The organism is Alterinioella nitratireducens (assembly GCF_013155465.1).
GTDB lineage: Bacteria > Pseudomonadota > Alphaproteobacteria > Rhodobacterales > Rhodobacteraceae > Alterinioella > Alterinioella nitratireducens.
In genome coordinates, this window is sequence record NZ_JABJVX010000003.1 from 105,502 (window position 1) to 130,223 (window position 24,722).

A 24,722-nucleotide genomic window follows, 5' to 3' on the forward strand; every position below is an offset into this window, starting at 1 on the left:
TTATATTTACATAATCATGATTATCAGATTACGTTTTCGGATATTTGCACCGCGCCCTTCAATCCCTGACACCGCAACCGGCATCCCTCACGCGGTCCGCGCCTGACGGCGCAGCGCGGCCAGCGTCACCGGCGGGCCGATCACTTCGAACACCACGGTCGAGGCAATCGTCAGCGACATGATCGTCACCGCCCAATCCGGCATGGTTTCCGCGGCCACCAACGCCATGCCGACCGCGACACCCGCCTGGGGCATCAGGGCCGGCCCATAGAGATGGACCTCGGAGGCCGGCACCCGCCCTACCCGCGCCCCGATCTCGGCGCTGATCAGCCGCGCGACGATGCGCAGGCCCACATAGGCCGCCGTGATCCAGCCGAGCGACCAGAGCGCGTCAAGCTCCAGCGAGGCACCCGCCAGCAGGAAGAAGAGCAGCATGAAGGGCAGCTCGATCCGCTCGATCTCGTTGAAGGCATAGTCGTGGTGGCGCGCGAAATTGGCGATCATCGCCCCCGCCGTCATGCCTGCGATGAGGAAGGACACCTCGAACCACAGTGCCAGACCGGCGGTCAGGAAGACGATCCCGTAAGCCTCGGTCCTCAGCGGCTCACCGGGTTTCAGGCGCCCCGTCAAGGCCGCGGCAGGCCCGCCGACGATCAGGCCCAGAAGGATCGCGCCGCCGATCTCGTAGCCTGCCGTGACCAGTGGCCCGGACCAGCCGCCCGAGCCATGCACCAGCGCCAGGCAGATGCCAAAGAGGATCAGGCCCCAGACGTCGTCGATGGCGACGATGCCGCCAAGCGTCTCGGTAAAGCTGTTGCGCAGGCCCGATTGCCGGATCACATCGGCCATGGCGGCGGGCGCCGTCGCCGTGGCAATCGCGCCCAGAAGCAGCGCCAGGCCCGGATCGAGCCCCAGAAGGCTGAGCCCGCCCCAGACGATCAGCGCCGTCCCGATCACGATCATGATCGAGATGGCAAAGATCGCGCGGCCATGCAGCGACAGGTTCCCGCGCGTCAGGTCCGCCCCGAGCAGGAAGGCCACCATGGTCAGCGCCACGACCGAGATCGGCTCGAACCAGTCATGCGCCTGCGCAGGCAACAGGTTGAACCCGGATTGCCCCGCCATGAGCCCGATCAGCAGCAAGAGCGTCACGCGCGGCAGCCGGGTCATCCGCCCGATATGATCCGCGGCCAGCCCGCCCAGGAACAGCACGCCGAGCGTGATCAGCAGGACAGGCTGGTCCATGGCGCGGGGCCTCCCGGGTCCGGTCAGCGCAGCAGGTTCAACGCGTCCATGTCGATGCCCAGGGGCCCGCTCAGATCGGCGATCGCGTCATAGAGCAGTTCCAGCGAGTATTGCGGGTTATGGGCGTAGTTGCCGGGATCGGCTGTCACCAGCTTCCAGTTGAAGGCGGCGCGCAAGGACCGCGGCGTCCAGGCGGAATAAGCGACGGGGCGGCCTTCGGACATGTCGATCTCGCCGTCATTATTGGCGTCCGAGAAGAAATACGGGTAGCGGTTGCCGTCATAGATGACCGGGGCCTCGGCGATCTCGACGGTATAGGCCTCGATCAGGCCCAGAAGCGTATCGGCATTGGCCATGATGTCCGAGCGGATGCCGACCGAGGTGTCGCCACTGCCGTCATAGCTTTGCCGCGCGATGCGGATCTCCTGGGGGCTGTCGGCCAGGTGGCAGGTCAGGCAGGGCTCGAATTCAACCTCCAGTGTGTGCGGCTGATGGCAGGAATTGCAGCTTGCCACGGGCCGCGCGTGGAAGAAGCGACCGGAATATTCCTGCCCTTCGTACTGGTAACCCGCTGCGCCATACCCGCCGAGCCAGGTGGCGGCCGCGGTGGCGTAATGCGGGTTGATGAAGCGCAGTTCGGCATTCGGCTCATCATCCGGAAGCCCCGCGATGGCCTCGACCACGTCGATCCCGGCGGAGCGGCCCTGGTGACAGGTCAGGCACGAAGCCTCGACGCCCTGGACGGGATGCACGACGCCACTGGGAAAGGTGATCTCTTCGATCTGCGCCAGTCCGGCATTGTGGCAGGTGCCGCAATCCACGACGCCGCCGACATTGATGGGGCCGTCGACGACGCCCGCGGGCGTGCCATCCAGCCCGTGGAAATCGCGGAACCCCTCGCCCGAATGGCAGGTCGCGCAGGAGGCGTTGATCTCGCCCTCGTCGTCCCAATGGCTGAAGGCTTGCGAGGCCGCGTTGGCGTGGGCCGAACGGAACCAGTCGGCAATCGCCTGGTCATTGCCGATCTCGATCTCGGCAGGCGTGAAGGGCCCCGATTGCGGCAGCGCGAAGGGGATGACCGCCTCCTCGCCCGTTTCCGTATCGGTTGTCTGGCCGAAGACCGCCCCGCCGGCGATCATGGCGGCAAGCCAGACCGCGATGACAAATCCGCGCGCGAGCAATCCGGACGGGAAGAGATGGGATGAAATCGACATGACAGATCCTCGATTTGTTCACAAAACATTCACGCGCCCTGAGAGCATAAGCCGCAGGGGCGATGCTAATCAATCCACCCTGCCCCGCCTTGACGTGAATCAATTCCCTTGCATCCTGTCTTTGCTAGCGTGCGCGCAGGATGTGTCGGGACGTGCCCGAGGGCGTAGCCTCTGGTCAGGTAATCGAGTGGGGACAGGATGGCAGTTGCAATATCCCGTGCCGGGCTGAGCCCGGTTTTCCCGTCGCCGCCCGCCTCCCCCGACATCGCGGAGGTCCAGACCGAGGAAGCGGCGGTGCGCCCGCCTGTCGGCGCCAGGCTGCATGTCACGCCGCTGGTGTCCGAGGGCGATCTTGTCGCGCAAGGCGCGGCGGTGGCCTGCCTGCGCCATGCGCCCGATATCTGTTTCACGGCGCCCATCGCGGGACGCATCGCGCGGATGTCGCTCCTGCCGGGCAAGAAACTCTCCGAGGTGGTGATCTTCCGCGAGGCGGGTGGCGGCGTTGAGCGCCACGCGACCGACCGGGCAGACATGGCTGGCGGGTTGCGCGCGCTGCTGCAGGGCGCGGGCGTCTGGCCCTGGCTCAGGCGGCGGCCCTTCGGGGGCATGCCCGCACAAGATGAGACGCCCGCCGCAATCGTCGTCATGGCCAGCGACACGCGGCCCCACGCCCCTGCCCCGCAATCGGCGGTTGAAGGGCGCGACGAGGATTTTGCCCGTGGCCTGCATGCCCTGACCCGGATGACCGAGGGGGTGGTGATCGTCTGCGGGCCGGTCGCGCCCGACCTCGATCATGACCGCATCCGCATCGTCCCGCGCGGAGGGCGCCATCCGCAAGGCTCCGCCGGGATCTGCATCCATCAGCTTTGCCCCGCCACGCTGGACAACCCGGTCTGGGACATCCACGCCGAGGATGTGGCCGCCATCGGCGCGCTGGTGGAGACAGGCCAATTGCCGATGACACGGCTGGTGCATCTCGCCGGGGCGGCCCTGCGCGAGGGGCGGATGGTGCGCACCCATCCCGGTGCCGACCTGCGGCAGCTCACGCAGCATATCGCCCTGCCCGGCCCCCATGTCCTGATGTCGGGATCGCCGCTGGACGGGCATGTCGCGCAGTGGCTGGCGCCGCGCCACCGCCAGGTCACGGTATTGCCGCGCGAAGAGGCAGGGCCCCGCCCGCATTGGCTGATCGCGGCGCTGACAAGATCCGTTATCGGCAGGCCCGTCATTCCCTCGGCCGCGCTGACACAGGCTTTCGGGGGCGCCCTGCCCGCCGTGCCGTTCCTGCGCGCGCTTGGCGCGGGCGACGAGGAAACCGCGACCCGGCTCGGCCTGCTGTCGCTGCTGGAGGAGGACGTCGCGCTGGCCGATTATGTCCTGGCCGAGGGCGGCACGCTGATGGCGCAACTGCGCGCCCTGCTCGACCGGATCCGCACGGAGGCCGCCGCATGACCCGTGGCCTCTGGACCCGCGAGACCGTGGCCCTGCTGCTGCTGGCCGCCTACCTGCCGCTGATGCTGTTCTGGCTGTGGTTCGGCGGCGCGGGCGCGCTGGCGCAGCTTGGCCTTGCGCTGCTGGTCGTGGCGGTCTGGCACCTCGTCTTCATGCTGGTGCGGGCGCAGCCGCCCTCGCTGGCCGCGATCTCGACGGCGCTGGCCATCGCGATGCTGGCGCCCGAGGGGCTCGGCGCGTTCCGCATGGTCCTGGGCATCAGTTTCGGCGTGGTGATGGGCGAGCTTGTCTTCGGCGGCTGGGGCCGCAACGTGGTGCATCCCGCGACGGTCACGCTGTCCTTCCTGGGTTTCGGCTTTCCCGGCTTCGGCTGGCCCGGTTTCGACGATCCCGTCGCCTGGGCGGCGATCCCGGCGGCGCTGATCGGCGTGGCAACCGGCGTCATGCCGCTGGCCCTGTTCGCGGGGGCCGGTGTGGTGGCGATTGCCGCCGTCTTGGCCGGGGTCTTGCCCGATCCGGTGATCTTCGCGGGTGGCATCGCCCTTGTGCTGCTGGTCGCCGACCCCGTCACCAGCCCCGCCACGCAATTGGGCCGCGTCACGGGCGGCGCGCTTTATGCCGCGCTGGTCGTCATGTTCGCCATGCAATGGACCGGGGCCGCGCCGGTGCAGATCGCTGTCGCCGCCGCCCTGCTCACCTCCCTCGTCGCGCCGCTGCTGGACGAAGCCGCGCTGGCGCTCTGGGTCGCTCAACGCAGGAGGCGACATGGCCGCACGTGACTGGAACCCGCTGCGCCGCTTGCTGGCGCTGCCCAATGAAAGCCGCACCAAGACGATCCTGGTGGCCTTCCTGGTCTCGGCCATCTCGGCGGCGCTGGTCAGCGGCGCGACCGTCTGGCTGCGCCCGATCCAGGCCGCCAACCGCGCCGCCGAGGAACAGGCCCGCATCGCCGCACTGGTGCAGGGCATTCCCGGCATGAGCGATCTGCTGGAACAATCGGGCGGCACGCTTTCGACCGTGGTGATCGACCTCGACCGGGGCCGCGCCGCCGCGGAGGTGACGCCCGCCACGCTGGAGGCGGCCCTCGCAGATCCCGCGAACTGGACCGTGCTCGATGCCGGTCAGAACATCGCGGGGCTCGGCCAGCGGCCCAACTTCGTGCAGGTCTATCTGCTGCGCGACGGCGATACCGTTTCGCTGCTGCTGCTGCCGCTCAGCGGCCAGGGCTATGGCGGGCGCATCGACGCCATCATGGCGCTGCGCGGCGACATGAACACGATCGCCGGTATCGCCGTCACGCAGCACTCGGAAACGCCGGGATTGGGCGCGCGGATCGAGGAGAGCTCGTGGCGGGCCAGCTTTCCGGGCACCGAATTGCGCGACGCGAGCGGCGAGTTGCGCTTTCGCGTCGCGCGCGGCCCCGCCTCGGGCGTGCACGAGGTCGATGGCATCACCGGGGCCACACGCACCGGGCGGGGCGTGACGCAGATGGTGCGTTTCTGGCTCGGGCCGGATGGCTACGGCCCCCTGCTGGACGCCATCGAGCGCGGGGAGTTCTGAGCCATGGTCGCCCGCGCCCCGTACTGGAAAACCCTGACCGAACCGCTGATCCGGCAGAACCCGGTCACCTTGCAGATCCTCGGCCTCTGCTCGGCGCTGGCGGTCACGACGACGCTGGCCACGGCGCTGACCATGTCGGTGTCGTTGACGATCGTGGTCACGCTGTCTTGCGGTATCATCAGCCTGATCCGGCGGCACATTCCCGACACCATCCGGATGATCGTGCAGATCGTGATCATCGCGGCGATGGTGATCGTCATCGACCAGTTCCTGCAGGCCTATTTCGCCGAGATCAGCCGGGCGCTGTCGGTCTATGTCTGGCTGATCACCACCAATTGCGTGGTGATGGCCCGGACCGAAACCTATGCCAGCCACAACCCGCCGCTGCCGTCGATGGTCGATGGCTTCGGCTATGGCCTTGGCTATTCGCTGATCCTCATGATCCTCGGCGGCCTGCGCGAGCTGTTCGGCAAGGGCGAGCTGTTCGGGGCGCAGGTGCTGCCGCTGGCCGATCAGGGCGGCTGGTTCACGCCGCTCAGCCTGATGCTGCTGGCGCCTTCGGGGTTCTTTCTTCTGGGCGGGATGGTCTGGGCGATCCGTTCGATCCGGCCCGAACAGGCCGAGGCCCCCGAGCACACGCCTCCCGCACGGATGGAGCCCGCGTAATGAGCGACGCCTGGAACCTGTTTTTGCTTGCGGCTTTCGTCGATAACATGCCGCTGACGCTGTTCCTGGGGCTTTGCACCTTCCTGGCGCTGTCGCGGCGAACCGAAAGCGCGATCGGGCTCGGCGTGGCGATGACCTTCGTGCTTGGCGTGTCGGTGCCGCTCAACCACCTGATCTACCAGGCGGTCCTCGCACCCGGCGCCTGGGCATGGGCGGGCAGGCCGGAGCTGGACCTCTCCTATCTCGCGCTCATCGCCTTTATCGGGGTGATCGCGGCGATCGTGCAGCTGCTGGAGATGGTGCTGGATCGCTACTTTCCGCGCATCCACGCGGCCTTTGGTGTCTTCCTGCCGCTCTTGACCGTGCAATGCGTCATCCTGGGCGGCAGCCTGTTCATGGTCGAGCGCAGCTACAATTTCGCCCAGTCCGCCGTTTTCGGGTTCGGTAGCGGCGTCGGGTTCTTCGTGGCCGTGGTGATGCTGAGCGCGATCCGGGTGCGGCTGGCCTATGCCGATCTGCCGGCCGGGTTGCGCGGGCTCGGCATCGCCTTCGTCCTCACCGGCCTGATGTCGCTCGGCTTTGCTTCCTTCACACAGATGGCGGCGGCGCAATGACCGAGGTTCTGCTGGGAAGCCTGATCATCGTGGCGCTTGTCGTCGGACTGGCCGCAGGGCTTCTGGCGGCGCGGCGGCGCCTGATCCCCGATGGCGGCATCGACATCACGGTCAACGAGGCGCTGCACCTGGTGGCGCGGCGCGGTGCCAAGCTGCTGGCGGTTCTGCACAATGCCGACATCCGGATCCCGGCGGCCTGCGGCGGTGTCGGAACCTGCGGGCAGTGCCGGGTGACGGTCACCGGCGAGGGGGCCGGCGAAACGCAGGCGACCGAGCGTGCGCTGCTGTCGCCGCAGGAACGGCGGGCGCGGGTCCGCCTGGCCTGCCAGACCAGCCTGCATGGCGACTGCGCGGTGCAGGTGCCCGAAAACGCGCTGACCGCGGGGGGCGGGACGGTCTGCACGGTGGCCTCGACCCGGATGCTGGCGCCGCTCATCCGCGAGATCGTGGTCGAGCTGCCCGAGGATCACCCGACCGAGTTCCGCGCGGGCGACTTCATGCAGATCACCGCCCCGCCCTACAGGCTGGATTTCGCCGATCTCGACGTGCCGCCCGCCTTTCGGGACGCCTGGGAGATCGCGGGGTGGCGGGCCCTGCGCAGTCGCTCAAGCGCGGTCGTGACGCGGGCCTATTCGCTGGCCAGCCGCCCCGAGGATGCCGGACGCGCGGTGTTCAACATCCGCCTCGCGGTGCCGCCCGCAGGCCAGGAGGAGGAGATCCCGCCGGGCGTGGTCTCGTCCTGGCTGTTCTCGGTCGCGCCGGGGGATCAGATCACCCTTTCCGGCCCCTTCGGGGATTTCCACGTCCAGCCCACGGGGCGCGAGATGGTCTATGTCGGCGGCGGTGTCGGCATGGCCCCCCTGCGCGCGATGATCCACCAGGAACTGGGGCGCGGCAGCGACCGGCGCATCCGCTATTTCTACGGCGCGCGCACCGCGGCCGACCTGTTCTATACCGAGGAATTCAGCACGCTGGCGGCGCGCCACGACCATTTCAGCTGGACACCGGCGCTGTCCGACCCCGCGCCGGGCGACCGCTGGACCGGGGCCACCGGCTTCGTGCACGAGATCCTGCGCGCCGAGATGGCGGGCCACCCTGCCCCCGAGGAATGCGAATACTACCTCTGCGGCCCGCCGGTGATGATCTCGGCGGTCCTGTCCACGCTGGCGCGGCTCGGGGTTGAGCCCGCCTTGATCTTCTACGACGATTTCGGAGCCTGACCGATGATGACACGCGCCAACATGATCACGCGCCGCGCCGCCCTCGGGCTGATCGGGGCCGCACTTGCCTTGCCGCGCGCGGGGCTGGCGTCGGACCTCGATACGCTCGGCGGCAACGCCTTCGGGACCGGCTGGCGGATTGCCGGGAGGGACACCCCCACCCGTCTCGGCCCCGCAATCGAGGTGCTTTTCGCCCGGATCGACGCGCAGTTCTCGCCCTGGCGCAGGGATAGCGGGATCAGCCGGATCAACGCCGCGCCCGCGGGCGCGCAGGCGGTGGAGCCCGAGATCGCTCAGGTGACGGCAGCGGCGCTGGACATCGCGCGGCAGAGCGAGGGGGCCTTTGACCCGACCGTCGGGCCGCTGGTGGCGCAATGGGGGTTTGGCCCGATCGGCGGCACCGGCGCACCCGGCTGGCGCGGCATCGCCATCGCACCCGAGGGGCTGACCAAGGCGCGCGGCGACCTGACGCTGGACCTTTGCGGTATTGCCAAGGGTTGGGCGCTGGACCGCGCGGCGGATCTGGCGCGGGCGGAGGGCGTCACCGACATGCTGCTTGACCTTGGCGGCGAGTTCGTGGCGCTCGGCACCCATCCCGAGGGGCGCGACTGGCGCATCGCGGTGGAATCCCCCCTGCCCGCGCAGCCCCCCACGCAGGCCCTGCGCCTGCCCCCCGGCATGGCGGTCGCGACCTCGGGCGTGCGGGCACAGAGCTATGTTCTGAACGGGCGCCTCTACAGCCATATCATCGACCCGGAGACCCGCGCGCCCGCGTCGGGGCGGTTGCGGTCCGTGACGGTGGCGGCAGGCGACGCGATGACGGCGGATGCCTGGGCCACGGCGCTTTTCGCGGCGGGCGATGAGGGCGGGCCGGACCTGGCCGCGACCCGAGACATCGCGGCGCTGTTCCTGTTTGAAACGGATGACGGGCTGCGCCAGCATCGCAGCGGCGCGATCCGGGACTTGATCCTGTGACGGAGGGAACCCACCAATGGAACTGATCTTCGCCATCGCGATCACCGCCCTGGCGGCGGGCGGCATCGGGCTTGGGCTGGCCTTCGGGCGCGGACCCGTGCGCTCAAGCTGCGGCGCAACCGACCGCCTCGCCAAGGACCGCTGCGAGGATTGCCCGCTGCGCCGCGCGGCACGGGAGGGCCGGAAATGACGCAATACCTGGTGCGTTCGATCATGCGCGCAGACCCCCCCACCCTGACCGCCGAGACGCCGATCCGGCGCGCGGTGGCGGCGCTGGTCGATGCGAAAACCCCCGCCGCGCCGGTGCTTGGCGATGACGGGCGGCTGATCGGCATCTTGACGCAGAAGGACTGCTTTCGGCCCGCGCTGCATGCCAGCTATCACCGGGAATGGACGGGGCGCGTGGCCGATCACATGTCGCGCGAGGTGGTCTCGGTCGAGGCCGGCGACGAAGTGATCCGCGTGGCCGAGATGTTCCTCGACCAGCCGCATCGGGTGTTTCCGGTCCTCGATGGCGCGCGGGTGGTCGGCCTGCTGCGCCGCTCGGACGTTCTGGCGCTGCTGACGCGGATCGGCTGAGCGCGCGCCTACCCCTCGACCTCGTCCAGCCCGTAGGCGACCCAGACGGCGGCCAGCGACATCGCGGCAAAGGCCGTCAGCGTCACGACCGCTCCGGCGATGGAGGCAAGCGCCCCGAACAGGCCCGAGCCAAGCAGCACGATCCCGATCACGGTGTTGGACACCGCCGTATAGGCCGCGCGTCTGTCCTCGGGGGCCATGTCGACCAGGTAGGTTGAGCGCCCCTGCCGCACGCCGTGATAGGCGAGCATCAGGGTGAAGAGGACCAGCGGCAGCGCCCAGATCGTGCTGGAAAGCCCGGCGAGATCCAGCGCCACAGCCCCCGCCAGCGCCACGCCGCCGACAAGGCCCGACAGGATCAGCACCTTGCGGCTGGAGCGATCCGCGATCCGGCCCCAGATATAGGAGCTGAGGAAGGCCGCGATGGACGAGGCCAGCACCAGCGCGCCAAGCCGGTCGAACGTGCCCTGCCCGGCTTGCGCCCCCAGAAGCACAAGGTATGGCGGGGCCAGCGCCGTGGCGGTCAAGAGCCCGCGCGCGAGGATGAAGCGGGTCAGCTGCGGATCTTCACGCAATAGCGACAATTGCCCAAGCGGTGCGCCCTCCCCGGCCTCGCCCGGTGCGGGGTCCTCATGCAGGGTTGAAAAAAGCAGCGCCGCACAGCCCCACAGTATTGCGGCCAAAGACACCGCGCCGATCACCAGACCGACCCGCGAGATCCAGCCCGACATGAGCAGAAGCGCAAAGAGCACGACCGCCCCCGCACCCACCGAACTGGCCAGCCCCTTGGCCGAGCCGCGCCGACCCTTGCCGACGGTCTTGCCGAGGATGTCCTTGTAGCTGACCGAACAGATGCTGCGGCTGACCGCCAGCACCGCCAGAAGCGCACAGATCGCGGCCCCCGCCGCCGCGCCCGAGAGGGTCAGCGCCGCAAGCACGATCCCCGCCGCCGCCGCCCCCTGCCCGACCGAGCCCGCCACCCAGGCCCATTTGCGCCGCGCCATCGCATGAACACGCGGGGCCGCGAACAGTTGTGGCAGCAGCGCACCCGCCTCGCGGATCGGAACAAGCAGGCCCACGAAGAGGCTGGAGGCCCCCAGATGCGTCAGGAGCCAGGACAGCACCAGTTTCGGGTCGATCAGCCCGTCGGCGATCTTGGTCATCGAGAGCGACCCGGCATGGCGCAGGAAACTGCCCGCCTCATGCGCCCGCGCCGCGTCCGTGAGGTCGCCGGGGCTGTCGCTGTCCTCCGTCAGCGCCTCGAACAGGGTTTCCTCAAAACTGGTATCGGCCATACTGGTCCCTTTTGAAATCAGGCGCTACGCAATAGAGAGAGAATAGCCCCACGCCGGAGAAGTTCCATGTCCGCATCCGTTTTCGCCCTGCCCTCGGGCTATATCGACGCCCATCATCACATCTGGGCGCCCGAGACGCGCGGGGCCGAGATCGGCTATGGCTGGCTGCGCGATATCGGTGCGGCGAAGCCCTTTGGCGACCCGACCCCGATCCAGCGCGATTACCTGATGGCGGAGTTCCTGAACGAGGCCAAGACACGCCCCCGCGCCTCGGTTCATGTCCAGACCGATGGCGCCCTGCCCGATCCGGTGGCGGAAACCGCCTTTGTGCAGGCCGAGGCGGATGCGGCGGGCCATGCGGTGGCCATTATCGGGCTCGCCGATCTCAGCGCCCCCGATCTGGGCGATCTGCTGGCGCGGCATGGCAGCTATCCCGGCTTTCGCGGCGTGCGGCAGATCGTGGCGCGGTTGGAGGGCAATCCGGGGCTGAGCTTCGCGCCACGGGATTTCCTGGCGGATGCGAAGTGGCGCGAGGGGCTGAAGCGGATCGAGGGCCTCGGGCTGTGTTTCGACCTGCAACTCTACCCCGAACAGGCCGGGGCGGCGTGCGAGGCACTTGCCGCCACGCCCGACCTCACCGTGATCATCGACCATGCGCTCAGCCCGCATGATGCCAGCCCCGCCGGGTTCGCGCGCTGGAAAGAGGCCGTGGCGATGATGGCCGCGCGGCCCCGGACCTGTATCAAGCTGTCGGGCTTCGGCATGTTCCGGCCCGATTGGGCCGAGACCGGCGCCTTCGCCCCGCATATCGGGCATATTCTGGCGGAGTTCGGCGCGGGACGGGTCATGTGGGGCAGCAATTACCCGGTGGAAAAGCTGGCCGCGCACTATGAAACTTGCCTGAAGGTGGTCGCGGATCAAGTGCCGGATCACGACCGAAAAAGTGTTTTTTTTTCACACAGTAACAAGTATTTACAGTCTAAACTTAACCTAGTGCATAACCCGCGCCGCGCACCGTGCGGATGGGGTCTTCGCCGCCCGCCGCGCCAAGCGCCTTGCGCAGCCGCCCGATATGGACATCGACGGTGCGGGTATCGACATAGACATCGCGGCCCCAGACCCGGTCGAGCAACTGATCGCGGCTCCAGACCCTGCCGGGGCGCTCCAGGAACACGGCCAGCAGCCGGTATTCGGTCGGCCCGAGCGAGACCTCCCGCCCGTTCCGGCTGACCCGGTGTTCGGTCATGTCCATGGCGATGTCGCCATAGCTCAGCACCTCGCCCACGGCGGCGGGGCGGGTGCGGCGTAACTGGGTGCGGATGCGCGCCAGCAGCTCGGCCACCGAATAGGGCTTGATCATGTAATCATCGGCCCCGGTTTCCAGCCCGCGCACCTTGTCGACCTCCTCCGAGCGGGCGCTCAGCATGATGACGGGGATGGCGCGGGTGTCCTTGCCGGTCTTCAACTGGCGGCAGATTTCCAGGCCCGAGACATGCGGCAACATCCAGTCCAGCACGATCAGGTCGGGCGGAGTCTCGCGCACCAGGTCCAGCGCGATATCGCCCGCATCCGCTGTTGCCACCTCATACCCTTCGGCGCGCAGATTGTAGGCCAGCACCTCGCGCTGCGCCGCCTCATCCTCGACCACGAGGATCAGTGGCTCACCCGGCATCCGGCGCCCCCGTCGCGGTGGCATCGCCCTTCTCGCGGTCCTCATCCGGGTAGGCGCCATCGACAAGGTAGATTACCTGCTCGCAGATCGAGGTGACGTGATCGCCCATGCGCTCGATGTTCTTGGCGATGAAATGCAGGTGCATGCAGGGCGTGATGTTGCGCGGATCCTCCATCATGAAGGTCAGGTATTCGCGGAACAGGCCCGAATACATCTGGTCGACCTCCAGGTCGCGGTCGCGCACGTCGTGGGCAAGATCGACGTCACGCTGGATATAGGCGTCCAGTGCGTCCTTCAGCATCAGTTCCACCAGCCGGGCCATACGGCGCAGCGATTTCGTGGTGCCCTCGATCTCGTCCATCTCCATCAACACGCCGGTGCGCTTGGCGATGTTCTTGGCGTAATCGCCCATCCGCTCCAGCGCGCCGGAAAGGCGGAAGACGGTCAGCACGGTGCGCAAATCGCCCGCGATGGGTTGGCGCAGCGCGAGAATACGGGCCGCGTCCTCGTTGACGGCATGTTCCAGCGCGTCGATGGGTTTGTCACCTGCCCTGACCTTCTGGGCAAGCTCCGCGTCGCGGGTTTCCAGCGCCTTCGCTGCATCCGATATTGCCGCCTCGACCAGCCCGCCCATCTTCATGATGCTGGCCTGAATCCCCTCCAGGTCGCGGTCGAAGGCGCGCAGGATATGTGTCTGGTTTTCCATCTCGTCTCTCCGGGGTGGCTCAGCCGATGCGGCCTGTGATGTAGGATTCCGTGCGCGGGTCACTGGGCGTGGTGAAGATATGTTCGGTATCGCCGATCTCGACCAGTTCGCCGAGGTGAAAGAACGCCGTCCTCTGGCTGACGCGGCTGGCCTGGGCCATGGAATGGGTCACGATCACCACGGAAAACCGGCTGCGCAATTCGTCGATCAGTTGCTCCACCTGTGCCGTGGCGATGGGATCGAGCGCCGAGCAGGGCTCATCCATCAGCAGAACCTCGGGCCCCGTGGCAATCGCGCGCGCGATGCACAGGCGCTGTTGCTGGCCGCCGGAAAGGCCGGTGCCGGGGGCCGCCAGCCGGTCCTTGACCTCCTCCCACAGCGCGGCGCGGCGCAGGGATGTCTCGACGATCTCGTCCAGTTCCGCCTTGTTGCGTGCCAACCCGTGGATGCGCGGGCCATAGGCCACGTTGTCATAGATCGACTTGGGGAACGGGTTGGGCTTCTGGAACACCATGCCGACCTTGGCGCGCAGTTGAACGGGGTCTACGCCGGGGGCGTGGATATCCTCGTTATCCAGCAGGATCGTGCCGGTCACGCGGGCGGTGTCGATAGTGTCGTTCATCCGGTTCAGGCAGCGCAGAAAGGTGGATTTGCCACAGCCCGACGGCCCGATGAAGGCGGTCACGGTCTTGTCGGGGATCTCGACATCGACGCCCTTGATGGCGTGGGTGTCGCCATAGAAGACATCGACGCCCTGCGCCGAGAATTTGGAGGCGGTCACGGTGGCATCTGTCACGGTCATATCTCTCATCTCATGCCCCTCTTACCAGCGGCGTTCAAAGCGGCGGCGCAACAGCACCGCGATCAGGTTCATGGCGACCAGGAAGACCAGAAGCACGATGGTCGCCCCCGCCGCGCGTTCGACGAAAGCCGGATCGGCGCGCTGTGTCCAGTTATAGACCTGCACCGGCAGCGCCGAGGCGGGATCGAACAGCCCCTCGGGCGGCATGTCGGGATATTCGCGCACGAAAGCCACCATGCCAATAAGCAACAAGGGCGCGGTTTCGCCAAGCGCCTGCGCAAGGCCCAGGATGGTGCCGGTCAGGATACCGGGTGCCGCCAGCGGCAGCACATGGTGGAACACTGCCTGCATTTTCGACGCGCCAAGACCAAGCGCCGCGGAGCGGATCGAGGGCGGCACGGCGCGCAGGGCGGCGCGGGTCGCGATGATGATGGTCGGCAGCGTCATCAGGGTCAGGACGAGACCGCCGACGATGGGGGCCGATTGCGGCAGCCCCGCGAGGTTGATGAAGATCGCAAGGCCGAGGATGCCGAAGACGATCGAGGGCACGGCGGCGAGGTTCGAGATATTGACCTCGATGATATCGGTCAGGCGGTTCTTGGGGGCGAATTCCTCAAGATAGATCGAGGCCGCGACGCCGATCGGCAGCGCCAGCACAAGAACCACCCCGATCATGTAGAGCGAGCCCAGGATCGCCACGCCAAGCCCCGCCGCCTCGGGCCGCTGGTCCGAGGCATCGGGGCCGGTCAGGAAGGCCCAGTTCCATCGCGTCTCCATCATGCCGGCATCCGCCATCGCCTGCGCCAGCCGGATCTGTGCGGGGCTGACATTGGCGTCGCGCTCGGCGCTTTCCAGCGTCACGCGGCCCTTGAAATAGCCGTCGATCCGGCCACTTGCCAGCATCTCAAGCTCCAGCGTCTCGCCCAGGATGTCGGGGTTGGCCAGCACCATGGCGCGGACCTGCGCCGGGGCCTCCTGGCTGATCATGCCCATCAGGGCCTGCGGGCTGACTCCGGTCAGGTCGATCCCCTCGGCTTGCAGGTGCATCTGCAAGGATTGCGCCAGCAGGGGCGCGTAGCCGAAGGTCGTCACGCGGGCCATTTCGGCGGGGTCGCGGTTGCCCTCGGGGTCCAGCCGGTCGGCACTCAGCGTCACGGGGATGGTCAGGTAGGTCTGGCGGAACGCGCCCGCGCCGTTGCCGATGACCGAGATCACCAGAAGCGCCAGCGCCGCCAGCCCGGTGATCACGGCGGCAAGGCCGAAGGCGCGGAACCGGGCCTCGGCGCGATTGCGGGCCCTGGTGCGCGGATCGGCGGTCAGAAGGGAACTGGACTGGGTCATTCATACTGCTCCCGGTAGCGGCGCACGATGTAAAGCGCGAGGATGTTGAGGCAGAGCGTGATCGCGAAGAGGGTCAGGCCAAGCGCGAAGGCGACCAGTGCCTCGGGGCTGGAAAAATCGGTATCCCCCGTTAACTGGCCCACAATCTTGACGGTCACGGTGGTCATCGCCTCGAACGGGTTGAGGCTGAGACGCGCCGCCGCCCCTGCCCCCATCACCACGATCATGGTCTCGCCGATGGCGCGCGAGGTCGCCAGAAGGACCGCGCCGACAATGCCCGGAAGGGCCGCGGGCAGAATCACCTGGCGCACGGTCTCGGATTGCGTGGCCCCAAGCCCGTAGGCCCCATCACGTAGAGATTGCGGGACCGCGTTGATGATGTCGTCCGACAGGGACGAGACGAAGGGAATGAGCATGATGCCCATGACCAGCCCCGCCGTCATCACCGAGGAGGACGAGGTGCCAAGCCCCATCGGTGCTGCGAACCAGTCGCGCAGGAGCGGCCCGACCGTGACCAGCGCGAAAAGGCCGTAGACGATGGTGGGAATGCCCGCCAGCACCTCGATCAGCGGCTTGGCGATGGCGCGAAAGCGCGGGCCCGCATATTCGGCCATGTAGATCGCCGCGAAAAGCCCGACGGGAACGGCCACCAGCAGCGCGATGAAGGTGATGTAGAGCGTGCCCCAAAGCAACGGGATCAGGCCAAGCTCGGAGCCGCCCTCGAAACTGGGGATCCATTCCAGACCAAAGAAGAACTGCTGCCAGGGGTAGAGGCTGAAGAAATCCGCCGTTTCCACCAGCATCGAGGCGACGATACCGAAGGTCGTCAGGATCGCGATGGAGGAGGCGGTGATGAGGCCCGCGAGGATGCAGCGCTCCAACGCCGTGCGGGCGCGGAACTCGGGTGTGATCCGGATCAGCGCGAGGCCAAGGCCGATCACGGCCAGGACCGGGGCCAGGATCGTGCCGCCGGGCCAGGCCATGAGCGCCAGGACCAGCAGGGCAAACCCGGGGATCAGGGCCGCCAGCGCGGTGATCGCGCCATAGGCATGCGGCAGGGAATGCAGCGCGGCGGGACTGCCCCCCGTCAGGTGCAGGGCGCGCGCGCGGCCAAGCCAGTAGCCCGCGGCGCCAAGGGCGAGAGTGGCGGCGATGATCCAGAGAAGCGGCATATCGGGGATCCGTCAAAAACTGTGGGGGGGCAGGACACGCGCCCTGCCCCCCATTGACCCGGTTCGGGCCGGCTTACATCGCGTCCATGGTGGTGCCGTTCGCGACCACCGCCTGCGTCGCGGCAAGCTCGGGGTCGGAGACCAGCCCATAGGCGGCCAGCGGGCCCCAGGGGCCGGCGATCTCATCGGAAACGAAGAACTCGGCATATTCGCGCAGGCCGGGGATCACGTCCAGATGGTCGGCCTTGATGTAGAAAAACAAGGGCCGCGAGACCGGGTATTCGCCGCTGGCGATGGTCTCGGTCGAGGGCACGACATCGTTCATCGTGGCAACCTGCAGGGAGGCCGTGTTGTTCTGGTAGAAGGACAGGCCGAACACGCCGATGCCTTCGGGGTTGGCCGAGATGCGGGCCAGCGTTTCGGTGTAGTCGCCGTCGATATCGACCGAGACACCGTCGCCGCGGATGGACATGCAGGTTTCCTCGGCCGCGTCTTCATCGCCGCCGTTGATGTCCAGGATGGCCTCATAGGCGCCGCTGTCCTCGCAGCCCTGCAAGATCACCTTCTCGTCGAAGACCTCGCGGGTGCCGTGGCGGGTGCCGGGGATGAAGGCGGCGATCTCCTGCGCGGGCAGGTCGGGGTTCACTTCGTTCCAGGCCGTGTTCGGGTTGGCGATCATCGCACCATCCATGGGCAATTCGGCGGCCAGCGCCTGGTACCAGTCGGCGGGGGTGAATTCGAACGACGGGCCGTTGATGTCCGAGGCGAAGACGATGCCGTCATAGCCGATGCGCACTTCGATGATCTCGGTCACGCCGTTTTCGGCGCAGGTCGCGATCTCGCTTTCGCGGATCGGGCGCGAGGAGTTGGCGATGTCGGTGGTGGTCTCGCCCACGCCTTCGCAGAAGCGGCGCAGACCGGTCGAGGAACCGCCCGATTCGACCACCGGGGTCGGGAAATCGAAGTTCTCGCCGAAGGCCTCGGCAACGATGGTGGCATAAGGCAGAACCGTGGACGACCCCGCGATCTGCACGTTGTCGCGGCTTTGCGCGGCGGCGGCGGTGGCGGTCACGGCCAGGATGGCCAGGGCGGAAGCGGTGGAATAGGCGATAGACATGGCTCAGAGTTCCCTCAGGTTTTTGTCAGACGGGCCCCGCGATACAGTTCGCGGTCCCTGCCCCGCCACTAAAGACGTCGCGCTGAGGTTTTGTGACGGCGATGTAACAGTTTCATGACAAGGCGGATCGAATTGGGCGGCTGGCCGAAAAAACCACCTGCGGGCCCTTAATCGGCGCTGCCTTTCGGAAGGAAGACGCTGAACACGCTGCCCTCGCCCGTCCGGCTCCTGATCGTCAGCTTGCCCTGATGCCGGTTGAGGATGTGTTTCACGATCGCCAGCCCCAGGCCCGTCCCCCCCATCGCGCGGCTGCGGTGGCTGTCGACGCGGTAGAAACGTTCGGTCAGGCGCGGCAGATGGGCGGGCTCGATCCCTGCCCCCCGGTCGATCACGTCGACGCGCAGATGCGGGTGGCGAAAGCCCGGACCGGCGGCGGCCTCGCTCAGCGCCAGCGTCACGGGCCGATTCGGGCCGCCGTATTTCAGCGCGTTCTCGGTCAGGTTCACGAAAACCTGGGTCAGCTGATCGCGGTCGCCGGGGATCGGCCCGCCCGTCTCGCCCGTGATCTCCAGCTTTGACCCCTGGGCCTCGGCCTGGCCCTTGAGGGTGGCGGCCACGCCCTCCAGCACGCCACGCAGATCGACGGGGTGCGCGGGGCGTTGGCGCTCGGTGCCTTCGACCCGCGCAAGGCTGAGAAGGTCCGAGACCAGCCGGTTCATGCGCTGCGCCTCCTCCTCCATGATGTCCAGAAACCGCATCCGCGCCTCGGGATCGTCGCGGGCCGGGCCGCGCAGGGTCTCGATGAACCCCATCAGCGCGGTCAGCGGGCTGCGCAATTCATGGCTGACATTGGCGACGAAGCCGCGCCGCATCTCCTCGGCCTCGCCGATATGGGTGACATCGGCGAAATGCAGCAGGCCCGCGCCCTCGGTCAGCCGCGTGATTGTGACCCGGTAGAGCACGTCGCGGCCCTGTTGCGTGCGGGTGAAATCGGCCTGGCCCTCGCCCTCGCCGCCCAGAACCGCCGCGATGGCGGCCAGAACCGGGGGCTGGCGCAGCACCGCACCGTGATCGCGGCCAAGCGCCCAATCCCCGAAGAGACCGCGCGCCGCCGGGTTCATATCGGTGATCAACCCATCCGCCCCGATCACGATCATCGGGTCGGGCACGCCGCGCAGGATCAGGGGCAGGTCGGGCATATTGTCCTAGACCGCCGCCGCCGCAGCACAGCCGGCGCCGAAATCGGCCTTGAGGATCTCGATCTCCTCGATGCCCACTGAGATGCGGAAGAAGCCTTCCGACATGCCCAGTTCCGCGCGCTGTTCCGGGGTCATGACCCGGTGCGAGGAGGTCGCGGGATGGCTGAGCGTAGTGCCGACATCGCCGAGCGTGGGGGCAAAGGCGACCTCGGGCATGGCCTCGACCAACGCGTTGGTCTGCGCCCGCCCGCCTTCGATCTCGAAGCTGACCATGTTGCCGAAATTCCCGCCGAGAAGCGCCTTGGCGCGGGCGTGGTCGGGGTGGTCCGACCGGCCCGGATAGAGCACGCGGGCCACACCCGGCTGTTCGGCCAGGAAATCGGCCAGCGCCGCCGCGTTTGCCTGCGCCCGGTCAAAGCGCAGATCGAAGGTGAAGAGGCCACGTTCGGCCAGCCAGCATTCATTCGGGCTCGGCGTCAGGCCGGTGGTGACGGCAAAGACCCGCATCGCCTGCGTCAGTTCGGGGTCGCGGGCGACGACATAGCCAAGCGTCACGTCGGAATGGCCTGCAAGCAGCTTGGTGACGGAATGGATGACGATATCGGCACCGTGGTCAAAGGGCCGGTAGGCGCGCGGCGTGGTGAAGGTGTTGTCGACGGCCAGCCACACGCCGTGACGCTTTGCGATCTTGGCAATCGCGGCCATGTCGGCCACGCGCAGGGTCGGGTTGGAGACGACCTCGACCAGGATCATCTTTGTCTCGGGCCGGATCGCGGCCTCGATGGCGGCGGCATCGGTGGGGTCTGTCAGGCTGGTCTCGATCCCGAAGCGCGGCAGGTCTTCACGCATCATCCGCAGCGAGCGGCCATAGAGCTGATCGCCGCCGATGACGTGGTCGCCTGCCTTCAGAAGCCCCATGAGCGCCGCGGTAACGGCGGCCATGCCCGATCCGGTGACGATGCCGCCCGTCCCGCCTTCCAGCATGTCGATCTTGGCAGCGAGGACATCGGCGTTGGGATGGCCTTCGCGGGCATAGGTATAGCCCGCCTCGCGGCCTTCATATTGCGCGTCCAGCATGTCGGGCGAGGGCGAGGCGTAGACCACCGATTGCTGGATCGGCGTCACCACGGCGCGGCTGACACTATCGGGGAAGGCCAAGCGGCGGATCAGGGTCTGGGGGGTGTTGCGTCGGGTCATCACTGCACTTTCGGAGAGGGGCAATTTTTCGGAAAAATTGGGCCAAATTCTTGCGAAGAATTTCGGCCCGATACGTCTTACGGGCGCACGGTGCCGTCGCCCGTGACGAGATATTTGAACGAGGTCAGCTGTTCCGCCCCGACCGGCCCGCGCGCGTGCAGCTTGCCGGTGGCGATGCCGATCTCGGCCCCCATCCCGAACTCGGCCCCGTCGGCGAACTGGGTCGAGGCGTTGCGCATCAGGATCGCGCTGTCGAGCCGCTGGAAGAAGCGCGCGGCGGCCTCGTCATCCTCGGTGATGATGGCATCGGTGTGGTTCGAGCCGTAGGTTCGGATATGGGCGATGGCCGCGTCGATATCATCGACCACGCGGGCGGCGATGATCATGTCCAGGAATTCCTGTCCGAAATCCTCCGGAGCAGCCGCGGAGACTCCGTCGATGGCCTGCAGGGTCGCGTCGCCGCGCACATCGACACCGGCGCTGATCAATGCGCGGATCACGCCCTGCCCGATCGTGTCCAACACCTGCCGGTGGATCAGCAGGCATTCCGCCGAGCCGCAAATGCCGGTGCGCCGCGTCTTGGCGTTCAGCACGACGTCCAGCGCCTTGACCGGGTCAGCGGCGGCGTCGACATAGACATGGCAGATGCCTTCGAGATGGGCAAAGACCGGCACCCGCGCCTCGCGCTGGACCAGCCCCACCAGCCCCTTGCCGCCGCGCGGCACGATGACATCGACATACTCAGTCAAGGTCAGCAGCGCCGACACCGCCGCCCGGTCGCGGGTCGGCACAAGCTGGATCGCATCCTCGGGCAGGTCGGCGGCGCGCAACCCCTCGCGCAGGCAGTCGGCCAGCAGGGCGGAGCTGTTGAGGCTCTCCGAGCCGCCGCGCAGGATCACGGCATTGCCCGATTTCAGGCAGAGCGCGCCGGCATCCGCCGTCACGTTGGGGCGGCTTTCATAGATCACGCCGATGACGCCGAGCGGCGTGCGGACGCGGCTGATATGCAGGCCCGAGGGCCTGTCCCATTCCGCGATCACCGCGCCGACGGGATCATCCTGCCCCGCCACGGCGCGCAGACCGTCGGCGATGGATTTCACCCGCGCTTCATCCAGCAGCAGCCGGTCCATCATCGCCTCCGACAGCCCCTTGTCGCGACCAAACTCCAGGTCCTTGGCATTGGCCGCGATGATCTCGGCGCGGCGCTTCCAGACCGTATCGGCGGCAGCGTTCAGCGCCTTGGCCTTGGCCTCTGACGGGGCGAAGGCCAGCGTGGCAGCGGCGGCATTCGCGCGCGCGCCCATCTCGTCCATCAGGGCGGGGATGTCGGCATGGTCTTTCATGAGTGAGGCTCCGGGACGTGTTGCGGGCGGATTATGAGTATTTGGGACCAAGAAGATAGGGGGATCAGAGGGCCATGTCATCGCGGTGAATGAGGGCGGCGCGGCCGGGATAGCCGAGGATCTCCTCGATCTCGGACGACCTGTGACCGGCGATGGCGGCGGCCTCCTGGGCGGTGTAACGGGTCAGGCCGAGGCCGAGGCGGAGCCCGTCGGGGCCTGCCAGAGTCACGGGGTCACCGCGCCGGAAGCTGCCGGTGACGGTGGTGACGCCCGCGGGCAAGAGCGACTTGCCACGGGCTAGGGCCGCCACGGCACCTGCATCCAGCGTCACGGTGCCGCGCGGTTTCATCGCGGCGATCCAGTGCTTGCGCGCGGTCTGCGGGTCCTGCGTCGCGGTGAACCAGGTGGCGCGGGCACCGGTTTCCATCGCGCGAAGCGGCTCCATCACCGAGCCCTCGGCGATCGCCATGGCGCAGCCCGCCGCCGTCGCGGTGCGCGCGGCCATCAGCTTGGTCTTCATGCCGCCCTTGCTGAGGCCCGATCCCGCGTCGCCCGCCATCGCCTCGATCTCGGGGGTAATCATGTCGATGACGGGGAAGAAACTTGCGCCTGGGTCAGTCGTCGGGTTGGCGGAATAGAACCCGTCCACATCCGACAGGAGGACCAGCTGATCCGCCCCCGCCATCGCCGCCACATTCGCCGCCAGCCGGTCATTGTCGCCATAACGGATCTCATCCGTCGCCACGGTGTCGTTCTCGTTGACGATGGGCACCACGCCGAGATTGAGCAGCATCGCCAGCGTGTTGCGCGTGTTGAGGTAGCGGCGGCGATCGGCGCTGTCCTCCAGCGTCAGGAGCACCTGCGCGGTGCGGATGTCATGCGGGTCCAGCGCCTCTTCATAGGCGCGCGCCAGGCGGATCTGGCCGACGGCGGCGGCGGCCTGGCTCTGTTCGAGCGAGAGCTGGCCATTGCCGAGGGTCAGGACCGAGCGGCCAAGCGCGATGGAGCCCGACGAGACCAGGACGACATCGGTGCCGCGTGCCTTGATCCGGGCCACGTCGCGGGCCAGGCCGTGCAGCCAATCGGCCCTGAGCGCCCCGGTCTGGCGATCCACCAGAAGGGCCGAGCCGATCTTGATCACCAGCCGGCGCGCATCGCTCAGGTTCAGGGCTGCCATGTCTCGGGCTCTTCCTTGTCCTCGCGCAGGCGCAACCGGTCGGCGTCGATGCGCGAGCGCAGGGCGCGCAGAACCTCGATGAGGCCGGTATGTGCTGCGCCAGACATCGCCATGACGGGGCCCGCCACGGTCTCCAGCGCGGCGGTCTTCTCGGCCAGCTCTTCCTCGCTCAGGGCGTCGATCTTGTTCAGCACGGTCAGGCGGGGCTTGTCCGACAGCGCCGGGCCATAGGCTTCGACCTCGTGAATAATGGTTCGGTAATCCTCGACCACATCCTCGGCCGTGCCGTCAATGAGGTGCAGCAGGACCGCGCACCGTTCGACATGGCCCAGGAAGAGGTCGCCAAGCCCCCTGCCCTCATGCGCGCCCTCGATCAGGCCCGGAATATCGGCCACGACAAATTCGGCATTGTCGACGCCAACCACGCCCAGGTTCGGGTGCAGCGTCGTAAACGGGTAATCCGCGATCTTGGGCCGCGCGTTGGACGTCGCGGCCAGGAAGGTCGATTTGCCCGCATTGGGCAGGCCGAGCAGCCCGACATCGGCAATCAACTTCAGCCGCAGCCAGATCGTGCGCTCAACCCCCGGTTGGCCGGGATTGGCGCGGCGCGGGGCCTGGTTGGTGGAGGTCTTGAAGTGCAGGTTGCCGAAGCCGCCATTGCCGCCGCGCGCCAACAGGTAGGTTTCGCCCAACTCGGTCAGGTCGGCGATGACGGTGTCCTGGTCTTCCTCGAGGATCTCGGTCCCCACCGGCACGCGCAGCACGATATCGGCGCCATCCTTGCCGGTGCGCTGGTTGCCCATGCCGGGCTGGCCGTTCCTGGCGAAGAAATGCTGCTGGTAGCGAAAGTCGATCAGCGTGTTCAGCCCGTCCACCACCTCGACGATCACGTCGCCGCCGCGCCCGCCATCGCCGCCATCGGGGCCGCCATATTCGATGAATTTCTCGCGCCGGAAGGAGACGCAGCCGCCGCCCCCCGCGCCGGAGCGGATATGGACTTTGGCAAGGTCGAGGAATTTCATGGCGCTTACGCTTTCGGATCGGGTCGGGTTGAGGCGATAGAGGCAATCGCGCGCAGGCTCAAGCCCCGTGCGGACCCTCCGCCCGCCCGCCGATCGCCGGCGCCCGCCGCCAATCGGAGGAGAGGGAACCGCGCACCGTCAAAGACGCCGCCGAAAAGGTCGCGTCATCCGGCATGGGGATTTGGCCTCAGGCGAACTTGCGCAGATAGGTCCAGGTCGGCACTTTCGCGCCGCGCGCAACACAGAATGCCTCGGCATCGCCGAGATAGTCGAAGCGCGCATTGGTCAGCACGCGGGCCGAACCGGGATTGTCCTGGAAGACGCTGGCGAACATCGTGTCATTGGTCAGCGGATTGGCCCGGACCATCGCTTTGACGGCCTCGGAGGCAAGCCCGGTGTTCCACATCGCGGGCGCCACCCAATAGCCGATCTCGGCCTGGTTGCGGCTCATCTGTTCCAGGCTGATCACGCCCATCAGCTCCGCGCCGCCCTGTTCCGAGGCGTCCATCGCCCAGACATGTTCCGTGCGGGTCGGCTTTTGCGCCCGCGCCACGAAGGCCTCGGCCACACCGGGGGGCAGCGGATGGGGGATTGTGGTGGTCATCTCGGCCACGCGCCGGTCGGCGGCATAAAGCTCCAACAGGCCGACATCGGACATGCGCAGCGGGCGCAGGACGAAGCGGGGGGTTTCGATGATGGGCTGCTGAACGATAGTTTCCTGTTTCATTCTGTCCCTCCCAGAACAGTGTGGGGTCGGAGCCCCGATTGCCCTTACGTAAATCTGGGGGCGGCAAGATCCGATCGCAAGACCTTGAACGATCAAGGGGGACCGGATGTTGCGCCGATCCCCCTTTGTAACTTGTCAGAAAGGAGCGGCTTATTCAGCGGCCTCGGCCACCGGCAGCACGGAAATGAAGGTGCGGCCCTTGAGGCCCTTGTGGAACTTCACCGACCCCTCGGCGGTGGCGAAGATCGTGTGATCCTTGCCCATGCCGACGCCCTCGCCCGGCCACATCTTGGTGCCGCGCTGACGCATGATGATGTTGCCGGGGATCACGCTCTCGCCGCCGTATTTCTTGACGCCAAGACGACGACCCGCTGAATCGCGGCCGTTCCGGGAGCTACCGCCTGCTTTTTTATGTGCCATGGGTTGG

General features: G+C 67.5%; 25 protein-coding genes and 1 pseudogene. 10 read left to right on the plus strand and 16 right to left on the minus strand.

What is annotated here, in order from left to right; translation table 11 throughout:
* Window positions 1-87: 87 nt before the first annotated feature.
* Window positions 88-1,245, minus strand: a complete 1,158-nt coding sequence (locus tag HNS34_RS06200; protein WP_172319140.1) for a cation:proton antiporter — start codon at window positions 1,243-1,245, stop codon at window positions 88-90.
* A 23-nt stretch (window positions 1,246-1,268) separates the two neighbouring features.
* Window positions 1,269-2,459 (minus strand): cytochrome c3 family protein, encoded by a 1,191-nt coding sequence (locus HNS34_RS06205; RefSeq protein WP_235952638.1) that lies wholly within the window; start codon window positions 2,457-2,459, stop codon window positions 1,269-1,271.
* Window positions 2,460-2,657: 198 nt separating this feature from the next.
* Here HNS34_RS06205 and HNS34_RS06210 point away from each other — a divergent pair, with 198 nt between their 5' ends.
* Genes HNS34_RS06210 through HNS34_RS06250 form a run of 9 tightly spaced genes read left to right on the plus strand, consistent with a single transcriptional unit; the run spans window position 2,658 to window position 9,525 of the window.
* The gene (locus tag HNS34_RS06210) at window positions 2,658-3,911 is read left to right on the plus strand and encodes a Na(+)-translocating NADH-quinone reductase subunit A (RefSeq protein ID WP_214647443.1); all 1,254 of its coding nucleotides are present in this window, start codon (window positions 2,658-2,660) and stop codon (window positions 3,909-3,911) included.
* Complete coding sequence (locus HNS34_RS06215; RefSeq protein WP_172319142.1) at window positions 3,908-4,690, plus strand: RnfABCDGE type electron transport complex subunit D; 783 nt, start codon at window positions 3,908-3,910, stop codon at window positions 4,688-4,690. Before HNS34_RS06210 ends, HNS34_RS06215 begins: the two co-directional genes overlap by 4 nt.
* Window positions 4,677-5,471: an NADH:ubiquinone reductase (Na(+)-transporting) subunit C gene (nqrC, locus tag HNS34_RS06220; protein WP_172319144.1), complete on the plus strand. Its 795-nt coding sequence runs from the start codon at window positions 4,677-4,679 to the stop codon at window positions 5,469-5,471. Before HNS34_RS06215 ends, nqrC begins: the two co-directional genes overlap by 14 nt.
* A 3-nt stretch (window positions 5,472-5,474) precedes the next feature.
* Window positions 5,475-6,137, plus strand: coding sequence for an NADH:ubiquinone reductase (Na(+)-transporting) subunit D (locus HNS34_RS06225; RefSeq protein ID WP_172319146.1), 663 nt, complete (start codon window positions 5,475-5,477; stop codon window positions 6,135-6,137).
* Window positions 6,137-6,751, plus strand: a complete 615-nt coding sequence (gene nqrE / locus HNS34_RS06230; protein WP_172319148.1) for an NADH:ubiquinone reductase (Na(+)-transporting) subunit E — start codon at window positions 6,137-6,139, stop codon at window positions 6,749-6,751. Before HNS34_RS06225 ends, nqrE begins: the two co-directional genes overlap by 1 nt.
* A complete protein-coding gene (gene nqrF / locus HNS34_RS06235; RefSeq protein ID WP_172319151.1) occupies window positions 6,748-7,971 on the plus strand; it encodes an NADH:ubiquinone reductase (Na(+)-transporting) subunit F in 1,224 nt (407 codons plus the stop codon). Before nqrE ends, nqrF begins: the two co-directional genes overlap by 4 nt.
* A gap of 3 nt (window positions 7,972-7,974) precedes the next feature.
* A complete protein-coding gene (locus HNS34_RS06240; RefSeq protein WP_172319153.1) occupies window positions 7,975-8,946 on the plus strand; it encodes an FAD:protein FMN transferase in 972 nt (323 codons plus the stop codon).
* A gap of 16 nt (window positions 8,947-8,962) precedes the next feature.
* Complete coding sequence (locus HNS34_RS06245; RefSeq protein WP_172319155.1) at window positions 8,963-9,136, plus strand: hypothetical protein; 174 nt, start codon at window positions 8,963-8,965, stop codon at window positions 9,134-9,136.
* A complete protein-coding gene (locus HNS34_RS06250) occupies window positions 9,133-9,525 on the plus strand; it encodes a CBS domain-containing protein (protein ID WP_172319157.1) in 393 nt (130 codons plus the stop codon). Before HNS34_RS06245 ends, HNS34_RS06250 begins: the two co-directional genes overlap by 4 nt.
* An 8-nt stretch (window positions 9,526-9,533) precedes the next feature.
* Here HNS34_RS06250 and HNS34_RS06255 read toward each other — a convergent pair whose 3' ends face one another.
* Window positions 9,534-10,820, minus strand: a complete 1,287-nt coding sequence (locus tag HNS34_RS06255; protein WP_172319159.1) for an MFS transporter — start codon at window positions 10,818-10,820, stop codon at window positions 9,534-9,536.
* 66 nt (window positions 10,821-10,886) lie between these two features.
* On the opposite strand from HNS34_RS06255, the pseudogene HNS34_RS20680 reads away from it, so the two are divergent.
* Window positions 10,887-11,750 (plus strand): annotated as a pseudogene (locus HNS34_RS20680) (amidohydrolase family protein); the annotation flags it as partial.
* 55 nt (window positions 11,751-11,805) lie between these two features.
* On the opposite strand, the gene phoB reads toward HNS34_RS20680, so the two are convergent.
* The 13 genes from phoB to rpmA form a co-directional block, all read right to left on the minus strand.
* Window positions 11,806-12,492: a phosphate regulon transcriptional regulator PhoB gene (gene phoB, locus HNS34_RS06260; protein WP_172319161.1), complete on the minus strand. Its 687-nt coding sequence runs from the start codon at window positions 12,490-12,492 to the stop codon at window positions 11,806-11,808.
* Entirely contained in the window at window positions 12,482-13,198 is a 717-nt protein-coding gene (gene phoU / locus HNS34_RS06265) for a phosphate signaling complex protein PhoU (RefSeq protein ID WP_172319163.1), read from the minus strand. Before phoU ends, phoB begins: the two co-directional genes overlap by 11 nt.
* A 19-nt stretch (window positions 13,199-13,217) precedes the next feature.
* On the minus strand, window positions 13,218-14,009 hold the full coding sequence (gene pstB / locus HNS34_RS06270) for a phosphate ABC transporter ATP-binding protein PstB (RefSeq protein ID WP_172319165.1): 792 nt from the start codon (window positions 14,007-14,009) through the stop codon (window positions 13,218-13,220).
* A 12-nt stretch (window positions 14,010-14,021) separates the two neighbouring features.
* Window positions 14,022-15,341, minus strand: a complete 1,320-nt coding sequence (gene pstA / locus HNS34_RS06275) for a phosphate ABC transporter permease PstA (protein ID WP_172319167.1) — start codon at window positions 15,339-15,341, stop codon at window positions 14,022-14,024.
* Window positions 15,338-16,513 (minus strand): phosphate ABC transporter permease subunit PstC, encoded by a 1,176-nt coding sequence (gene pstC, locus HNS34_RS06280; RefSeq protein ID WP_172319169.1) that lies wholly within the window; start codon window positions 16,511-16,513, stop codon window positions 15,338-15,340. Before pstC ends, pstA begins: the two co-directional genes overlap by 4 nt.
* A gap of 73 nt (window positions 16,514-16,586) precedes the next feature.
* Window positions 16,587-17,630, minus strand: a complete 1,044-nt coding sequence (locus tag HNS34_RS06285) for a substrate-binding domain-containing protein (protein WP_172319171.1) — start codon at window positions 17,628-17,630, stop codon at window positions 16,587-16,589.
* A 167-nt stretch (window positions 17,631-17,797) separates the two neighbouring features.
* Window positions 17,798-18,829 carry an ATP-binding protein gene (locus HNS34_RS06290; protein WP_172319173.1) on the minus strand — a complete coding sequence of 344 codons (1,032 nt, stop codon included), beginning with the start codon at window positions 18,827-18,829 and terminating at the stop codon, window positions 17,798-17,800.
* 6 nt (window positions 18,830-18,835) lie between these two features.
* Window positions 18,836-20,026, minus strand: a complete 1,191-nt coding sequence (locus tag HNS34_RS06295; protein WP_172319175.1) for a trans-sulfuration enzyme family protein — start codon at window positions 20,024-20,026, stop codon at window positions 18,836-18,838.
* A gap of 77 nt (window positions 20,027-20,103) precedes the next feature.
* Window positions 20,104-21,369, minus strand: a complete 1,266-nt coding sequence (locus HNS34_RS06300; RefSeq protein WP_172319177.1) for a glutamate-5-semialdehyde dehydrogenase — start codon at window positions 21,367-21,369, stop codon at window positions 20,104-20,106.
* Window positions 21,370-21,433: 64 nt separating this feature from the next.
* Window positions 21,434-22,546 (minus strand): glutamate 5-kinase, encoded by a 1,113-nt coding sequence (proB, locus tag HNS34_RS06305; protein WP_172319179.1) that lies wholly within the window; start codon window positions 22,544-22,546, stop codon window positions 21,434-21,436.
* Window positions 22,534-23,568 (minus strand): GTPase ObgE, encoded by a 1,035-nt coding sequence (gene obgE / locus HNS34_RS06310; RefSeq protein ID WP_172319181.1) that lies wholly within the window; start codon window positions 23,566-23,568, stop codon window positions 22,534-22,536. Before obgE ends, proB begins: the two co-directional genes overlap by 13 nt.
* A gap of 187 nt (window positions 23,569-23,755) precedes the next feature.
* Window positions 23,756-24,295: a GNAT family N-acetyltransferase gene (locus HNS34_RS06315; RefSeq protein WP_172319183.1), complete on the minus strand. Its 540-nt coding sequence runs from the start codon at window positions 24,293-24,295 to the stop codon at window positions 23,756-23,758.
* Window positions 24,296-24,445: 150 nt separating this feature from the next.
* Complete coding sequence (rpmA, locus tag HNS34_RS06320) at window positions 24,446-24,715, minus strand: 50S ribosomal protein L27 (protein WP_172319185.1); 270 nt, start codon at window positions 24,713-24,715, stop codon at window positions 24,446-24,448.
* Window positions 24,716-24,722: the final 7 nt, after the last annotated feature.

What these genes read in the sequence shown, in the direction of transcription:
- HNS34_RS06200 (WP_172319140.1), bottom strand. Translation starts at nt 1,245, where the DNA reads ATGGACCAGCCTGTCCTGCTGATCACGCTCGGCGTGCTGTTCCTGGGC.
- HNS34_RS06205 (WP_235952638.1), bottom strand. Translation starts at nt 2,459, where the DNA reads ATGTCGATTTCATCCCATCTCTTCCCGTCCGGATTGCTCGCGCGCGGA.
- HNS34_RS06210 (WP_214647443.1), top strand. Translation starts at nt 2,658, where the DNA reads ATGGCAGTTGCAATATCCCGTGCCGGGCTGAGCCCGGTTTTCCCGTCG.
- HNS34_RS06215 (WP_172319142.1), top strand. Translation starts at nt 3,908, where the DNA reads ATGACCCGTGGCCTCTGGACCCGCGAGACCGTGGCCCTGCTGCTGCTG.
- nqrC (WP_172319144.1), top strand. Translation starts at nt 4,677, where the DNA reads ATGGCCGCACGTGACTGGAACCCGCTGCGCCGCTTGCTGGCGCTGCCC.
- HNS34_RS06225 (WP_172319146.1), top strand. Translation starts at nt 5,475, where the DNA reads ATGGTCGCCCGCGCCCCGTACTGGAAAACCCTGACCGAACCGCTGATC.
- nqrE (WP_172319148.1), top strand. Translation starts at nt 6,137, where the DNA reads ATGAGCGACGCCTGGAACCTGTTTTTGCTTGCGGCTTTCGTCGATAAC.
- nqrF (WP_172319151.1), top strand. Translation starts at nt 6,748, where the DNA reads ATGACCGAGGTTCTGCTGGGAAGCCTGATCATCGTGGCGCTTGTCGTC.
- HNS34_RS06240 (WP_172319153.1), top strand. Translation starts at nt 7,975, where the DNA reads ATGATGACACGCGCCAACATGATCACGCGCCGCGCCGCCCTCGGGCTG.
- HNS34_RS06245 (WP_172319155.1), top strand. Translation starts at nt 8,963, where the DNA reads ATGGAACTGATCTTCGCCATCGCGATCACCGCCCTGGCGGCGGGCGGC.
- HNS34_RS06250 (WP_172319157.1), top strand. Translation starts at nt 9,133, where the DNA reads ATGACGCAATACCTGGTGCGTTCGATCATGCGCGCAGACCCCCCCACC.
- HNS34_RS06255 (WP_172319159.1), bottom strand. Translation starts at nt 10,820, where the DNA reads ATGGCCGATACCAGTTTTGAGGAAACCCTGTTCGAGGCGCTGACGGAG.
- phoB (WP_172319161.1), bottom strand. Translation starts at nt 12,492, where the DNA reads ATGCCGGGTGAGCCACTGATCCTCGTGGTCGAGGATGAGGCGGCGCAG.
- phoU (WP_172319163.1), bottom strand. Translation starts at nt 13,198, where the DNA reads ATGGAAAACCAGACACATATCCTGCGCGCCTTCGACCGCGACCTGGAG.
- pstB (WP_172319165.1), bottom strand. Translation starts at nt 14,009, where the DNA reads ATGAGAGATATGACCGTGACAGATGCCACCGTGACCGCCTCCAAATTC.
- pstA (WP_172319167.1), bottom strand. Translation starts at nt 15,341, where the DNA reads ATGACCCAGTCCAGTTCCCTTCTGACCGCCGATCCGCGCACCAGGGCC.
- pstC (WP_172319169.1), bottom strand. Translation starts at nt 16,513, where the DNA reads ATGCCGCTTCTCTGGATCATCGCCGCCACTCTCGCCCTTGGCGCCGCG.
- HNS34_RS06285 (WP_172319171.1), bottom strand. Translation starts at nt 17,630, where the DNA reads ATGTCTATCGCCTATTCCACCGCTTCCGCCCTGGCCATCCTGGCCGTG.
- HNS34_RS06290 (WP_172319173.1), bottom strand. Translation starts at nt 18,829, where the DNA reads ATGCCCGACCTGCCCCTGATCCTGCGCGGCGTGCCCGACCCGATGATC.
- HNS34_RS06295 (WP_172319175.1), bottom strand. Translation starts at nt 20,026, where the DNA reads ATGACCCGACGCAACACCCCCCAGACCCTGATCCGCCGCTTGGCCTTC.
- HNS34_RS06300 (WP_172319177.1), bottom strand. Translation starts at nt 21,369, where the DNA reads ATGAAAGACCATGCCGACATCCCCGCCCTGATGGACGAGATGGGCGCG.
- proB (WP_172319179.1), bottom strand. Translation starts at nt 22,546, where the DNA reads ATGGCAGCCCTGAACCTGAGCGATGCGCGCCGGCTGGTGATCAAGATC.
- obgE (WP_172319181.1), bottom strand. Translation starts at nt 23,568, where the DNA reads ATGAAATTCCTCGACCTTGCCAAAGTCCATATCCGCTCCGGCGCGGGG.
- HNS34_RS06315 (WP_172319183.1), bottom strand. Translation starts at nt 24,295, where the DNA reads ATGAAACAGGAAACTATCGTTCAGCAGCCCATCATCGAAACCCCCCGC.
- rpmA (WP_172319185.1), bottom strand. Translation starts at nt 24,715, where the DNA reads ATGGCACATAAAAAAGCAGGCGGTAGCTCCCGGAACGGCCGCGATTCA.